The 14286-nt window shown below is 71.1% G+C and carries 11 protein-coding genes and 1 pseudogene; 2 read left to right on the top strand and 10 right to left on the bottom strand.

The window, feature by feature from the left end:
• Nucleotides 1–1076: 1076 nt before the first annotated feature.
• Nucleotides 1077–1667, top strand: a pseudogene (locus tag AB0J33_RS00790) (hypothetical protein); the annotation flags it as partial.
• 872 nt (nucleotides 1668–2539) lie between these two features.
• On the opposite strand, the gene AB0J33_RS00785 reads toward AB0J33_RS00790, so the two are convergent.
• From AB0J33_RS00785 to AB0J33_RS00775, 3 genes are all read right to left on the bottom strand, one after another.
• On the bottom strand, nucleotides 2540–3541 hold the full coding sequence (locus AB0J33_RS00785) for a D-alanine--D-alanine ligase (protein WP_363608476.1): 1002 nt from the start codon (nucleotides 3539–3541) through the stop codon (nucleotides 2540–2542).
• Nucleotides 3542–3548: 7 nt separating this feature from the next.
• Nucleotides 3549–4862: a PLP-dependent aminotransferase family protein gene (locus AB0J33_RS00780; RefSeq protein WP_363608474.1), complete on the bottom strand. Its 1314-nt coding sequence runs from the start codon at nucleotides 4860–4862 to the stop codon at nucleotides 3549–3551.
• An 89-nt stretch (nucleotides 4863–4951) separates the two neighbouring features.
• A complete protein-coding gene (locus tag AB0J33_RS00775; protein WP_363608472.1) occupies nucleotides 4952–5131 on the bottom strand; it encodes a hypothetical protein in 180 nt (59 codons plus the stop codon).
• Nucleotides 5132–5156: 25 nt separating this feature from the next.
• Here AB0J33_RS00775 and AB0J33_RS00770 point away from each other — a divergent pair, with 25 nt between their 5' ends.
• Entirely contained in the window at nucleotides 5157–5822 is a 666-nt protein-coding gene (locus AB0J33_RS00770) for a GNAT family N-acetyltransferase (RefSeq protein WP_363608470.1), read from the top strand.
• Between the two features lie 41 nt (nucleotides 5823–5863).
• Here the strand turns inward: AB0J33_RS00770 and AB0J33_RS00765 are convergent, their stop codons facing one another.
• The 7 genes from AB0J33_RS00765 to murJ form a co-directional block, all read right to left on the bottom strand.
• Nucleotides 5864–7027: an N-acetylmuramoyl-L-alanine amidase gene (locus tag AB0J33_RS00765; protein ID WP_363608468.1), complete on the bottom strand. Its 1164-nt coding sequence runs from the start codon at nucleotides 7025–7027 to the stop codon at nucleotides 5864–5866.
• Between the two features lie 172 nt (nucleotides 7028–7199).
• The gene (gene trxA / locus AB0J33_RS00760) at nucleotides 7200–7523 is read right to left on the bottom strand and encodes a thioredoxin (RefSeq protein ID WP_030331849.1); all 324 of its coding nucleotides are present in this window, start codon (nucleotides 7521–7523) and stop codon (nucleotides 7200–7202) included.
• Between the two features lie 30 nt (nucleotides 7524–7553).
• A complete protein-coding gene (gene trxB / locus AB0J33_RS00755; protein ID WP_363608466.1) occupies nucleotides 7554–8504 on the bottom strand; it encodes a thioredoxin-disulfide reductase in 951 nt (316 codons plus the stop codon).
• A gap of 183 nt (nucleotides 8505–8687) precedes the next feature.
• Nucleotides 8688–9707, bottom strand: coding sequence for a hypothetical protein (locus AB0J33_RS00750; RefSeq protein WP_363608464.1), 1020 nt, complete (start codon nucleotides 9705–9707; stop codon nucleotides 8688–8690).
• Nucleotides 9704–10414, bottom strand: coding sequence for an RNA polymerase sigma factor SigM (gene sigM / locus AB0J33_RS00745; RefSeq protein WP_363608462.1), 711 nt, complete (start codon nucleotides 10412–10414; stop codon nucleotides 9704–9706). Before sigM ends, AB0J33_RS00750 begins: the two co-directional genes overlap by 4 nt.
• Before the next feature lie 43 nt (nucleotides 10415–10457).
• On the bottom strand, nucleotides 10458–12065 hold the full coding sequence (locus AB0J33_RS00740; RefSeq protein WP_363608460.1) for a protein kinase family protein: 1608 nt from the start codon (nucleotides 12063–12065) through the stop codon (nucleotides 10458–10460).
• Between the two features lie 445 nt (nucleotides 12066–12510).
• Entirely contained in the window at nucleotides 12511–14250 is a 1740-nt protein-coding gene (murJ, locus tag AB0J33_RS00735) for a murein biosynthesis integral membrane protein MurJ (protein ID WP_363608458.1), read from the bottom strand.
• Between the last annotated feature and the right edge of the window lie 36 nt (nucleotides 14251–14286).

Below are 14286 nucleotides of genomic sequence, written 5' to 3'. Positions count from 1 at the left end.
CAAGGCATCCACTCCGGACGTGGGTGATGAGGGCGTGGGGAGGCGGGTGATGAGGCTCGGGAGAGTGAACGCCGGACGGCGGCGAAGGGAGCGTGGCGGGCCGCGTGCGCGACGAGGGCGTGCGAAGAGTGCATGGGTGGCGACTGCGGGGGCGCGCTTGGGTCGGACACGGGTGCATGGGCGGCGGTCGCATCGGCGGCGACCGCGTGAGGCACGGGTGCCGGTCAGCGTGACGCGGCCCGCCAAGCGGATGAGTGTGCGACGCGTTGAGCCATGGCTAGCGAGCCTCGATCAACCCGAAGATGGCCTTACCCCGCTACTCCTACGACCCGCCGGGGCGAGCGCCGTCGAGCACCATCCAGCGGTAGTCCCCACACGCGTCGCAGAAGGCCCGGCATGGTCCAATCGACCGCAACCACCCCCTGCCCCGCCCGACGCGTCAGCGAGCCGCTGAGTGGCTCGCAATGCATCTTCCGCGCTGCCGTCGAGCGTGCCCAGGTTCGCGCTGCGATCCGTCTCGGTGGGTGCCTGTACGAGGTGCACCTGACGGAGTCGGCCGACGTGCCAAGCAGTTCCGTTCGCGCGGCGCTCTCGGCTGTCCCGTTTCACGTGAAACGGGACCACCCCACTCGCGAGGGCTGACCGATCCCAAGGCCACGTGACGGCTCGGAGCGAGTCGTCCGCCGCGTCCGGGAGGCCCCGCGGCGGTGCCGCAGGTTCGAGCTGTGCCGCCTGACCGCCACGCCCCGGTGTGATCGGAACACCTCCGTTCGGCCTCCTCCCCGGTGATCAGTCAAGCCCGCCAAATTGGTGGCTGCGACAACGACCGACCGACCGAAAAGTTATCCACACCGGTTGTCCACAGGCACCCCTCGTTTCACGTGAAACAGCGCGTGGGAGTGGGTGTGGGCCTGTGGATGACGGCCTGTGTTCAGGATCTCGGCAGCCTGTGGATATCGCCTCTGAGTGCCCACGCAACCACACGGCTCCGGTCGACGGCGGGGCGCCGATCCGCTGGCCCGGGACCACTCGAACAGGTAGGGACAGCGGTGCCAGACTCGGTTAGGGTCAGCGTCGTGCACGACACCCCTCCCTCAGTCCCGGACTTCACCCAGTGGCCGTCATTCCCCTTCGAGGGTGACCTCCGCGTGAAGCAACTCGATGATCCGGTCCCGGTCGAACCGCCCCGGAAGGGCGAGGGTCTCCGGGAATGCACCGCCTGCAACGCACCCGACGACGCCTACATCTGGGTGGGCGAGCGGTGGCGGGTCCGCGCGATGGACCGGCCCACCGGGCTGCCCATGGTGCTCATCCTGGAATCGCGCACCCACCTCGACCTCGGTGACCTGCCGAACCTGCTGGCCGCCGAGTTGGGCGTGATGACCGTACGTCTGGAACGGGCCATCCGGTCTCTCGACGGGGTGGCGCGGGTGCACGTCAATCGGTGGGGCGACGGCTCGGCTCACCTGCACATGTGGTTCCTCGCCCGACCGTACGGCCGCCTTCAGCTGCGGGGCACCTTCCTGTCCCTGTGGGACTCGATCCTGCCGCCGATCTCCGAGGCGCAGTGGCGGGAAAATCTGGCGCTCGTCGCGGCCTGGCTCGCCGAGTTCGGTGGCCGTCCGCTCGCCGAACCGCCCCGCATCCAATGGCAGGCGCCGTCGAGCCTGCTGGCCCAGTCCGCTGCCGCGGACGCCGCTGCCGCAGCGGAGGCAGCAGCCGCAGCCGCAGCCGAAGCGGTCTCGGTCATCGAGGCGGCCGAGGAGATCCCGGAACCAGCGCTCGACTTCAGTCCCGATTCGACCGACGCCGACGGCCCGCCCCCGAGCGATTCGGTAGCCGCAGACACCGCCGACGGCTCGACGGCGACCACCGCCGCCGACTGGACGGTCGAGCCCGCTCGACCGGCGACGGTCACCGGTCCGGCGACTGAATCCGCTCGGCCGGCATCCGCAACCACCCTGCCGGGCACGCAGTTCGCCGGCGTACCGAACTCCGCCGCCCGGGACTCCGCCGACGCCACTCGGGGCTCCGCTGACGGGGACCCCGCCACTCGGGACCCCGCCACTCGGGACCCTGCCACTCGGGACTCCACCAACGAAGACTCCGCCGCACCCTCCGGCAGCACAGCGTCCGGCAGCACAGCGTCCGGCAGCACAGCCGTCGCCACTGCGGAGACGCCCACCGGTGGATCACACCACCGCCCGGAAGCGGCACCCAACAACGGCCCGCAGGTCGGTCCGACCACCGGCAGGCCCGACGTCGGCCCAATGAGCGGACGAGCCGACGAGCCCACCTCGGGTGCCGCCAACACGGCAGCCTTCGACCCCGCCAACGGCGGCGAGGTCGTCGGGGAGAGCGCCGCCCGGGACGCCAACACCCCGGGCGCAACGCCGGACACGACCGCACGGAGCAATGGCAGCGACACACCCGACGTACGCGCGAGCCAATGAGCCGGAGCCGACCATGAGCTTGGCCCGACCGGCCAACCTCATGGTCGGCCTGCGGGGCCCCGCGATTTGAGGGCTCGGCGGATGGGTCAGTGGGTGGTGAGGCGGGCGGCTGCCCGGGCGACCAGGGTGCCGAGGAGCCGGCCGAAGTCCAGACCCGCCGCCTGCACGGCGAGCGGGAGCAGTGATGTCTCCGTCATGCCCGGCGAGACGTTGACCTCCAGCACGTGCGGCTGACCGGCCGCGTCCACGATCACGTCGACGCGTGAGAGATCCCGCAGACCGAGCGCGGTGTGCGCGGCGAGGGCCACGTCGGCGACCGTGGCAGCCACCTCCGGATCCAGCCGGGCGGGGGCGTGCCAGGTGGTCCGTCCCGCCGTGTAGCGGGCGGCGTAGTCGTACACGCCGTTGCGCGGCACGATCTCCACCGGCGGCAGCGCCTGCGGGCCGTCGCCCAGGTCGACGACGGAGACCGCCACGTCCATCCCCGGCACGTACCGCTCCACGAGAGCGGTGGAGTAGTACGCAAAGCAGCCGACCATCGCGGCGGGCAGCGCCGCGGCGTCCCGGACCACCGCGCCGCCCAGCCCGGACCCGCCCTGTGCCGGCTTGACCATGAGGGGCAGGCCCAGACGGTCGACGATCCGGTCCAGTACGGCGACCGCGCCCAACTCGGAGAAACGATCGTGCGGGAGGGCCACCCAGTCCGGGGTGGGAATGCCGGCCTCGCGGAGCACCGCCTTGGCCGAGGGCTTGTCCCAGGCGACCCGGGAGGCGCGAGCGTCGCAGCCGACGTACGGGATGTCGCACAGATCCAGCACCCCGCGCAGGGAGCCGTCCTCGCCGGTGGCACCGTGCAGTGCGATCACCACCGCGTCCGGCGGATCGGCCTGGAGGGCCGGGAGCAGCGCCACGTCCGCGTCCCGCAGCTCGGCCTCCACCCCGACGGCACGCAGCGCGTCGAGCACCCGACGCCCGGAGCGCAGTGACACGTCCCGTTCGTAGGAGAGCCCACCCGCGAGCACCACGACGCGCAGGTCGGCCGAGACGGCGGAATCGGTCACGAGGAGGCGCTCGGCGGTCGTACCCATGCCGGCATCATGCCAAGTCGGGCCCGGGTACGTCCGAGCCGGCCTGGCCGCGACGGCCGGCCGCGCCACCCACGGGGCCGAAGACCCGGCGCATGGCGATCTCCTGCTCCATCACACCGGCCAACCGGCGGACGCCCTCACGGATCCGCTCCGGCGGCGGGAAGCTGAAATTGAGCCGCATGGAGCCGGTGCCGGTGCCGTCGGCGTAGAAGCCGGTACCGGGCACGTAGGCGACCCGGGCGGCGACCGCTCGCGGCATCATGGCCTTCGAGTCGAGCCCTTCCGGCAGGGTGGCCCACACGAAGAGACCGCCGGCCGGCGTGGTCCAGCTGGTGCCCTCCGGCATCAGGTCGGCCATCGCGTCGAGCAGGGCGTCCCGGCGTTCCCGGTAGACCTCGCGATAGACCTTGAGCTGCTGACGCCAGGGCATCGTGCTCAGATAGGTGGCCACCGCGGCCTGGGCGTAGCCGCTGGGGCAGAGAATCTGCGCCTCGCTGGCGATGACCAGTTTGTCGCGCACCGCGTGCGGCGCCAGGATCCAGCCGACCCGCAGCCCGGGGGCGAAGGTCTTGGAGAAGGTGCTGAGGTAGAAGACGCCGTCGCGGCGGCGGGCCCGCAGGGGCGCCGGGGCCTCACCCTCGAAACCCAGCTGACCGTACGGGTCGTCCTCGACCACGAGCAGGCCGGCACGCTCGCAGATGTCGAGCACCCGTTCCCGGCGCTCCTCGCTGAGCGTCACGCCGGCCGGGTTCTGGTAGGTGGGGATGGTGTAGAGGAACTTGACCCGCCGGCCCGCCCGGGCCAGGTCGGCGATCGCCACTTCCAGGGCCTCCGGGATCAGCCCGTCCGCGTCCATGGGTACGTGGACGACCTGCGCCTGGGCGGCCTGAAAGACGCCGAGCGCACCGACGTACGTGGGCCCCTCGGCGAGCACCACGTCACCCGGGTCGAGGAACAGTCGGGCCACCAGGTCCAGTGCCTGCTGCCCGCCCACGGTGACCACGACGTCTTCCGGGGAGGCACCGCACGCGGCGTCGATGCCGGAGAGCGCCATCACCTCGCAGATCCGCTCGCGCAGCTCGAGGGTGCCCTGACCGATGCCGTACTGGAGGGTGGTCACGCCGTGCTCGGAGCCGAGCCGGCCGAGCATCTCGCCGACCGCGTCCAGCGGAAGAGCGGCGATGTACGGTGCGCCGCCGGCGAGCGAGACGACCTCCGGGCGACTGGCCACCGCGAACAATGCTCGGATCTCGGAGGCGGTCATCCCGCGTACCCGCCGGGCGTACCGGTCGGTGTAGTCGTCGAGCGTCGTGCCGGTCATGACCTCACCTCGATCGCTGCTCGGGTGGCTCCCGCTCCGGGTACCCCACACGCCGCTGACCATGGCGGCAGGCACACCGATTGTCGATCCTAGTCGGCCACGATCGGGTTGCCGCCGTGCCGGAGCGGATCGACCACATGGCGGACGATCCTCGCCGCCCCCGGTGTGGTGAGCATTCGCGCGTCCCCTCCCGCTTCGCCGATCGGCGGCGTACGATCGCTCGTCGGGGGCAGGAAGGCGGCGCTGTCGTTCCATGCCGGTCTCACCACCGAGCCTATTGTGGGGATGCTCCATATGTCGCGACGTCTGGTCAGCCTGACCCTCGACACGTTGGAAGACCTCCCACGCCCGTGCCGGCAGTGCGTCTACTGGGAGCTCGATCCGGTCTCCGCGGACCGCGCCTGCGCTGCCGGCGATCCGGGCCTGGAGAAGGAGGCGTGGGTCTCCCAGACACTGTTGGAATGGGGCTCCTGCGGCAAGCTCGCCTACGTCGACGGCATGCCGGCCGGCTTCGTGACGTACGCCCCGCCCGCCTACGTGCCCCGGTCGATGGCGTTCCCGACCTCACCGGTCTCTGCGGACGCGGTGCTGTTGATGACCGCCAACGTGGTCGCCGCGTTCGCCGGCGGTGGGTTGGGTCGGATGCTCGTGCAGGGTGTCGCCCGAGACCTGACCAAGCGCGGGATCAAGGCCATCGAGGCGTTCGGCGACGCCAAGTTCGGCGACGCGGACGACCCGGCCGGCGGCTGTGTGGCGCCTGTCGACTTCTTCCTCTCCGTGGGCTTCAAAACCGTACGTCCGCATCCGCGTTTCCCCCGGCTGCGCCTTGAGCTGCGTACCGCGCTGAGCTGGAAGTCCGACGTCGAGTACGCGCTGGAGAAGCTGCTCGGGTCGATGAGCCCGGAGACCCTGCTCCGACCGGTGCGCCCCGCCCCGGCCACCCGCTCCACCAACGGCTGACCGACCGCGACATCGCGGTTGACCGTCCGCCCGGCGGCGGATCAGTCGACCACCGTGCCGGCGGCCACGACGGCGCGCAGTTCACTGACGTCGAGCGACCCGGTCGGTACGTCCCGTTCGATCGGGTAGTACATCCGCTGCACCGCGGCCACGATGGCCTCCACCACACGGTCTCGGAACCGGGGGTCGACAAGGTGGGCGCGGTCGCTCGGCGAGGTGAGATAGCCGACCTCGACCCGAACGGCGGGCATCCGTGTCAGTCGCAGCAGTTCCCACGTCTTGGCGTGGGTCCGGCAGTCCCGCAGCCCGGTGCGGGCCACGATCTCCCGTTGCACCAGCCCGGCCAGGCGTTCGCCGGTCGCCGAGGTCACGCCGTTGTCGGTGCCGTAGTGGTAGGTCGCCACGCCTTCCGCGTCCGGGTTGGCGTGGCCGTCCAGGTGCAGCGAGATGAACACGTCGGCGCCGAGCGAGTTGGCCAGCAGAGCCCGGTCGGTGTCCGGCAGGCAACTGTCGGGCGACGGCCCCCGGGTGAGCTGCACCCGCACCCCGGAGGCGGCGAGTCGCCCCTCCAGGCGGCTGGCCAGGTCGTGCACCAGGTCCGCCTCCGTCCAGCGCAGCGACCCGTCGGGCACCACCATGCCGGGATCGGTGCCCCCGTGCCCGGGGTCGATGACGACCGTCTTGCCGACCAGCGCCGGCCCGGACTGTCGGATCGCGTCGGATTCGCGTAGCCACTGCGGGCGGCCACCGACCACCTTGCGGCCGATCCGGCGGAGCGCGTTCATGGTGTGCGGGCCGCAGGAGCCGTCGGGGGTGAGCCCGACCTCGCGCTGGAACTGGGCCACCGCCCGGGACGTCCGGACACCGTAGATGGCGTCCGCTCGGCCCACGTCGTACCCCATCTCCAGGAGCCGCTCCTGCAGTGACCGGACGTCCTCGCCGGTGAGCGGTTCGGGGACCGCGTGGTAGAGGGTGCGGGCGCCGAGCCGCCAGCGGGCGGCGTCCAGAGCGCGCCAGGTCTCCGCCCCGACCCGGCCGTCCACGCTGAGCCCCCGCGACTGCTGGAACGCGCGGACCGCCCGCTCGGTGTCCAGGTCGAACTCGTCGGTCTGCGGGCCGGCGGCGGTGAGCAGGTCGAGGCCGGTCAGGATGGTACGGATCTCCGTGACCGCTGGTCCCCGGTCACCGGGTCGGATCGGACGCACGCACGACCCCCTCTGCACGACGCTGGCTGGCCGGGCGGCCCAGGCTTGAGGCTATGCGCTCCGGGGCGGCCAGGTGGCTGGGCCGGGAAATACGTCGACGAGGGCGGGCCGGAAGACACCGCACCCCGCACCCGCTGGGCGGGTACGGGGTGCGGTTGACGTTTTCTGCTGGTCAGAGGGCCGATTCGATGAGCCGGACCAGCTCGCCCTTCGGCTTGGCGCCGGCGATCGACTGCACCGGCTGACCGTTCTTGAAGACGGTCAGCGTCGGCACCGACATCACCCGGTAGGCGCGGGCGGTCTCCGGGTTCTCGTCGATGTTGAGCTTGACGATGGTGACCTGGTCACCCATCTCCCGGGCGATCTCCTCGAGCAGCGGCGACACCTTGCGGCACGGCCCGCACCACTCCGCCCAGAAGTCCACCAGCACCGGCTTGTCGGCCTGTAGCACGTCAGCGACGAAGCTCTTGTCCGTGACCGCCTTGGTTGTTCCCACTGTGCCCCTCCTCCGGGATGTGTTCTTGTTTCAGCTGAGCGTCGCGATGAACCGCTCGGCGTCGAGCGCGGCGGCACAACCGGTGCCGGCCGCGGTGATCGCCTGACGGTAGGTGTGGTCGACCACGTCGCCGGCGGCGAAGACGCCGGGCACGTTGGTACGGGTGCTCGGGGCGTGGACCTTCACGTAGCCCTCGTCGTCCAGCTCGACCTGACCCTGGAACAGCTCGCTGCGGGGGTCGTGACCGATGGCGACGAAGACGCCGGTCACGTCCATCACCTTGGTCTCACCGGTGTGCACGTTGCGGACGCGTACGCCGGTGACCTTGCCGTCCTCGCCGAGGATCTCCTCGACGGTGCTGTTCCACTCGACCTTGATCTTCTCGTTGCTCAGCGCCCGATCGGCCATGATCTTGCTGGCCCGGAAGGAGTCGCGGCGGTGGATGATGGTGACCGACTCGGCGAAGCGGGTGAGGAAGGTGGCCTCCTCCATCGCCGAGTCGCCGCCGCCGACGACCACGATGTGCTGGTTGCGGAAGAAGAAGCCGTCACAGGTGGCACACGCGGAGACGCCGTGGCCCAGGTATTCCTGCTCACCGGGCACGCCCAGCGGACGCCACGCCGAACCGGTGGAGAGGATGACGGATCGCGCCCGGTAGGCGGTCTCGCCCACCCAGACGGTGCTCACCGCGCCGGAGCCGGCGTCGCCGGTGTCGACCAGCTCGACCCGGGTCACGTCGTCGGTGAGGAACTCGGCGCCGAACCGCTCGGCCTGCTTGCGCATGTTGTCCATCAGCTCGGGGCCGAGGATGCCGTCAGCGAAGCCGGGGAAGTTTTCCACCTCGGTCGTGGTCATCAGCGCGCCACCGGACTGCACGCCCTCAATGATCAGCGGCTTCAGGTTGGCGCGTGCGGCGTAGACCGCCGCTGTGTAGCCGGCCGGCCCGGAGCCGATGATGATCAGGTTGCGGACCTCGTCCACTGCCGTCTCCCGAGTTGTGTGTGTTCGGCGTCGGCGCGAGCACCGATGCTGATCCGAGTTGCCGACGCCTGGGTGGGGCCGGCAGCTGACTTCCAGAACGTCATCGTACGAACCGGGGATTCCCGAGCCGGGCATCCGGTGGGTCAGGTCACGTGGGCGGTCATCGTGCCGTTGACCGTGGATTCACCCTACCCGCGCCGAATACCGGCTGTCCGAGCCGGACCCGGGCACTCCGCACTCCGGGCCGCTCACCCAGGCCCACCGGGCTCCGGTCGCGTCGGTGAACCGAACGACCAGCGCCTGATCGCCCTGGAACCGTGCGTAGTCGATCACCTCGACCACCAACGGGGCGGCCCCGTGCTCCGCCGCGACGCTGGCCAGGCAGGTGGTCAGCGCGACCTCGTCGGTCAGCCGGGCCAGCTGGTCCGACCCGTCGGGCGAGCGGCGTCGTTCGTCCTTGGTATCCACCTCCGGCTGCCCACCGGGGGCGTTGCCAGTCGCCCGGCTGGCACCCGGTGCGCTCGGACCGGAGGTGCCATAGGCGTTGCCGAGGGTCTGCGGGGTGAAGTTCGTGCCGCTGTGCAGTGCTGGCCCGGTGGTGCGGACCGTCCCGGCACCCGCGACGCCCTCGGGCGCGCTGGCCGGGTGGTCCAGGGCGCTGGTGGCAGCGGAATCGTCCGATGCCCGCATCGACAGCTGGTTGAGACCCAGGGCGACCGCGATGACGGCGATCGCGCCGGCGGCCAGGGGCGCGCCACGGCGGGCCCAGCCGCGCTGGCGGCGGCCCGGACCGGTGGACGCCCCGCGCCCCGACCCGGCAGGGGTGGGGGCGGCCGGTCGACGACCGGCCCCGCCCTGCACCGGCACGACCAGCGGCGTCGCGGCGTCGCCGCCCGAGTCGGCCCTGGGCGTGGTGGTCGCTTCCCCGTCGGTCGAGGATTCGCTCGGCGGTTCGGCGGTCAGCGCGGCCACCAGACGGTCGGCGATCGTCTGCGGCATCTCCGGGGATGGCTCGGCCCAACGGGTCAGCTCCGCCCGGACCTCCGTCACGGCGAGGGCCAGCAGCGCGTACGCCTCGGCCCAGGCCGGGTCCGCGGACACCAACTGGTCGACCTCGTTCTGCTGCGGGGTGCCTTCCAACGCCCCGCCGAGGTAGTCGGCGAGGAGGTCGACATCGACCTCTCGGAACCCCTCGGTCGTCACGTTTCCTCCTGGTTGGCGTCCCGCCGGTATCGGCCCGACCCCGATCCGACGCCCTCCACCGGGCCGGGGTTCCCCGGCGTGACGCCGGGCACGCCGGTGATCGGGGAAGACGGGTCCGGACGGGTCGAAGGCGTCGCGACGACGGGGCGAAGATGCCCGAGCAGCACGGCCAGTCGCGCCCGGCCCCGGGCACACCGGCTCTTCACCGTCCCCTCGGCGACGCCGAGGATGCGGGCGACCTCGGCGACCGAGTAGCCCTGAACGTCCACCAGCACCAGCGCGGCGCGTTGCTCAAGAGGCAGCGCGGCGAGCGCCTCGCGTACCACCAGCACGGTGTCGTGGTCCGCCGCCGGGGCCGCCGGCTCCGACCCGCCGATGCCCGGTCCGTCCTCAGCCCGGTTGCCGTCCGGCAGCGGCACCGTGGGGTGCGCCTGCCGGCGTCGGATCCGGTCCAGGCAGGCGTTGACCACGATCCGGTGCAACCAGGTAGTGACCGCGGAGTCGCCGCGGAACCGGGCTGCCGCCCGATGCGCCGACAGCAGGGCGTCCTGGAGGGCGTCGGCAGCATCCTCACGGTCGCCGAGGGTCCGCAGGGCCACCGCCCACAACCGGTCGCGGTGCCGGTGGAACAGCTCGGCGAAGGCGTTGCGGTCTCCGGTGACGTGGGCGCGCAGCAGTTCCAGGTCCGTTGCGTCGCGCCCGTCCATCACCGCGTCCAGCGAATGCAGTGCCCGGATCGTGGTGCCCGGCTCACGACCCCTGGACCGTAATCTCCTGCACCCCCAGCTTGAACCCACCCTCGGCCGCGGCCAGCTCGGTGATCCAGAACAGCAGGTACTGGTATTTCTTGTCGGCGTCGAAGCCGTTGAACGTCATGGTGGTGCCGTCGTGATCCTCGAACGGCTGACCGATGGCGGTCTTGTAGCTCGCGACCAACTGCTTGTCACCACTGGAACTGGACGGCGGGTTGGTCGTGCCGGCGAGAAGCTGTGCGGACGCGCCGGTGGCCGAGAGCACCGCCTGGACCGACTTGACGTTGTGCGGCTCGCCGAGGTCGATCCAGACGCCCATGCCCTTCTTCAGGTTGCCGAAGTTGGGCCGGTCCCGGTAGGTCTCCGTCTCCCAGCCCTTGTCCTCGTCACCGTCGATGACCTTCTCGGCGCCGTCGACCTCACTGCGGTTCTTGCTGTCCGGGTCGATGATCCGGACGCTCTTCACGGTCAGCTTGCGGGCCGTCGCGGCGGCCGGGGTGGCACCGCCGGCCGGGGCGCTGGAGGTCGGTGCGGCGACCGGGTTGGACTGCGGGTCCTTGTCGTCGCCGCCCAGCGCGCTGATCCCGATCAGCAGGCCGACCAGGGCGACGGCCAGCAGGCCGGCGATGCCCACGGCGACCTTGCGGCCACCGGCCGCGGCCAGCGGGGACGGCTCTTCCTCGGTGTCGGCGGCGAACCGCAGCGGCCCGCTGTTGTCGAGGTAGTGCTCCTCCTCGGCCGGCACGTCCAGTCGCGCCAGCTCGGCGGCGAGCACGTCGGAGGACGGCGGCGCGATCTCGGCGTCGAGCAGATCCATGGTCAGGTCGTCCAGGTACGCCGGAACGCCCGCCCGGACCTGGCGGGGCGCCGCGATCGCTCCGGTGGCGTCCCGAACAGCGTCCGGGATGGCGGCGCGGCCGTGGCCGGCGGTGGCGCCACGCAGCGGCGCCTCGGTGTGCGGCCAGTAACCGGTCAACGCGAAGTAGAGGACACCGCCGACCGCGCGGATGTCGTTCTCCTGGCTGTCGGCGCCGTCGGTGCGGGCGTCGGCCAGGACCACCCGGCCCTCGTCGCTGATCATGACGGTGCCGGGGTGGACGTTGCCGTGCACCATGCCGGTGGCGTGCACGGCGGCGAGAGCGCTCGCGACGGCGTTGCCGATGGCGGTGGCCCGGGCCGGGTCCAGCGGGCCGTCGGTCGCCAGGTCCCGGAGGGACTGCCCGTCGACCCACTCGCGCACCACGTACGCCCGGTCGGCCTCGTCGATCGCGTCGTAGACGCCGACCAGGTTCGGGTGGATGACCCGGCTGGCCGCGACGGCGGCCTGAAGCATCTCGGTGGCGGAGTCGCCACCCGGGTAACGCAGCACCACCGCGACGGGACGACGCAGGATGACGTCGACCCCGCGCCAGACCAGCCGACCCGCGCTGTCGTTGTTGATGTGCTCAACCAGTTCGTACCGCTCGGCGAGGACTTCACCGGCCGTGGGAGCACCGAAGGTCATGACCGGAGGAGCGCTTTCGTCTGCCTCCTGACCCTCGCCGACCTGGGTCACCCGTCCTCCCTCGGTGATCGTGTCGATCGATGAACCCGAACTGCTGGGCATGTGGCTTCCCGCTCTGCCGTTGAAGGAACCGGCCGACCGGTGTCGACGCGCAGCGTCGGCCCCTGCCGTACCCGTCGAGAGCGACCTTACCCGGGTTGCCCGCCTCTTCGACATGTCATCTTCCTGCCGTACCTGGCAGGGTTCCGGCAGTCGGAGAACTCGTCCGGTTACGACCGTTGTCAGCCACGTTGCTGGCACATGTACTAGCTAATCTACGGCTTCACCGCAAGTGACCGACGCCGGGGCCGGGCTGGCGTGGCACTCGCGCTGCCTCGTACGTTCCCACCGATCGGGTTGCCACCCTCAGCCTTACGGTTGGTTATCCACAGGCTGATGCGGTGGTTGACCGGCGAATCGCGGAGTTATCCACAGGAGCATCCCCAGCCTGGTGATCCGCGGTCACGGTGCGTATGAGTGTCAACTTGTTGTGATCGGACACTGGCGGTCAGCGACCGAGGCGGCGGCGGACCATGCCGACCACCTCGGTGATCTCGCCGATCCGCAGCAGCATGGCCAGACCCAGGTAGACCCCGCCGATCACCGCGCCGCCGATCACGAGCTGGATCGCGGCCTCGATCCAGCTCGGCTTGTCGTCGCCGGGCAGCAGGGCGATGACCAGCCATCCGACCAGGGCCGCGCCGAGAGCGGCGACCAGGACCCGGCCCAGCGTGCGCATGATGGCGCCCAGACCGATCCGGCCCACCCGAGGTCGCAGCAACCAGGCGGAGCCGATCGCCGCCGCCAGGTAGGAGACCGCGTTGCCGATCATCATCCCGGCCGCCGCGAAGTGCGCCGCGAAGGCGGCGAAGAGCACGATCTGTACGCCCACCCGCAGCGCCACCACCGGAATGTTGATCAAAGCGGGGGTGCGGGTGTCCGGCAGCGCGTAGAAGGCAAAGGTGAAGAGCTGGCTGATCGCGAACGGCACCAGGGCGATCGCGGCGGCCAACAGGACGGTGGACGTGGCGGTCGCGTTCTCGGCGCTGAACGCGCCGTACCTGAAGACCACCACCGAGATCGGCGTGGACAGCACGGCATAGCAGACCGCGATCGGCGCGAGCACCGCCGAGACCATCCGGACGCCCCTGGAGAGGTCGGCGGTGACGTCGTGGAACCGCCCGTCGGCCGCGGCTGCGGCCATCCGGGGCATCAGCGCGGTGATGATCGAGACGGCGATGATGCCGTGCGCCATCATCAGCAGCAGGAAGACGTTGTTGTAGATGAGGATGCCGGCCTGGTCCGAGCCCGCGGCCCGGGTGAGGAGGTTGACCACCACGAAGAGGCCGAGCTGGTTGACCGCGACGTAGCAGAACATCCAGGCGCCGAGCTGGGCCAACTCGCGCAGCCCCAGCTCCCGGAAGTCGAAACGCCACCGCCAGCGGAAACCGACCTTGCGCAGGGCCGGCAGCAACCCGGCGGTCTGCACCGCCACGCCGAGCAGGGTGCCGCCACCGACGAGCAGGACGCGGCCCAGGCCCATCTCCGACGGCTGGAGCCCCTTCGCCCCGTAGACCAGGATGTAGAGCCCGAAGGCGCCGATCACCACCAGGTTGTTGAGGATCGGTGCCCACATCGGCGCGGCGAAGTGACCTCGGGTGTTCAGCACCGCGGCGATCAACGCGCTGACGCCGGTGAAGAACAGCATCGGCAGCATCAGCCACGACAGGTGCGTGACCAGGCCGGTGTAGTCCTCGTCCTTGCCGCTGGCGTAGATGGCGGTCAGCGAGGAGGCCGACGCCACGGCGATCAGGGCCGCGACGGCCAGCGCCAGCACCGCGAGGCTGAGCAGCCGCTGGGCGTACGCCTCGCCGCGGTCCGGGTCGCTCTTGCGGCGACGAACCAGCACCGGGATCAGCACGCTGGTCAGCACCCCGCCGAGCAGGAACTCGTACACCTGGTTGGGGAGGAACTGGGCGGTCGTGTACGCGTTGCCGATCAGGTTGCCGAGCGCGGCACCGATCATCAGGTTCCGGATGAACCCGGTGCCCCGGCTCACCAGGCTGCCGACCGCCATGACCGCGCTGTTCGCGGCGGCGCTGGTCTCGGCGACCACCTCCGGCGGTGGCGCCGTGGCCTCCACCGCCGGCTGGTTCAGCGGCTCCGCGGAGATGAAGATCGCCCCGTCAGCCGGCGGCACGTTACCGTCCGGCATGGCGTTGGCGCTGCGGTAGAGCCCGCCGCTCATCTCCAGCCTCCCAGGGGTACGTCGGGTCGGGCACCG

Source organism: Micromonospora sp. NPDC049645 (assembly GCF_040675155.1).
Lineage (GTDB): Bacteria > Actinomycetota > Actinomycetes > Mycobacteriales > Micromonosporaceae > Micromonospora.
Note: the sequence above shows the minus strand (reverse complement) of the source record. Positions and strands in the feature narration are given on the sequence as shown.

Bases quoted from the DNA above. Each gene is read 5' to 3' on its own strand.
- AB0J33_RS00740 (WP_363608460.1), bottom strand. From the start codon at position 12,065: ATGCCCAGCAGTTCGGGTTCATCGATCGACACGATCACCGAGGGAGGA.
- AB0J33_RS00780 (WP_363608474.1), bottom strand. From the start codon at position 4,862: ATGACCGGCACGACGCTCGACGACTACACCGACCGGTACGCCCGGCGG.
- murJ (WP_363608458.1), bottom strand. From the start codon at position 14,250: ATGAGCGGCGGGCTCTACCGCAGCGCCAACGCCATGCCGGACGGTAAC.
- sigM (WP_363608462.1), bottom strand. From the start codon at position 10,414: ATGGACGGGCGCGACGCAACGGACCTGGAACTGCTGCGCGCCCACGTC.
- AB0J33_RS00785 (WP_363608476.1), bottom strand. From the start codon at position 3,541: ATGGGTACGACCGCCGAGCGCCTCCTCGTGACCGATTCCGCCGTCTCG.
- AB0J33_RS00770 (WP_363608470.1), top strand. From the start codon at position 5,157: ATGTCGCGACGTCTGGTCAGCCTGACCCTCGACACGTTGGAAGACCTC.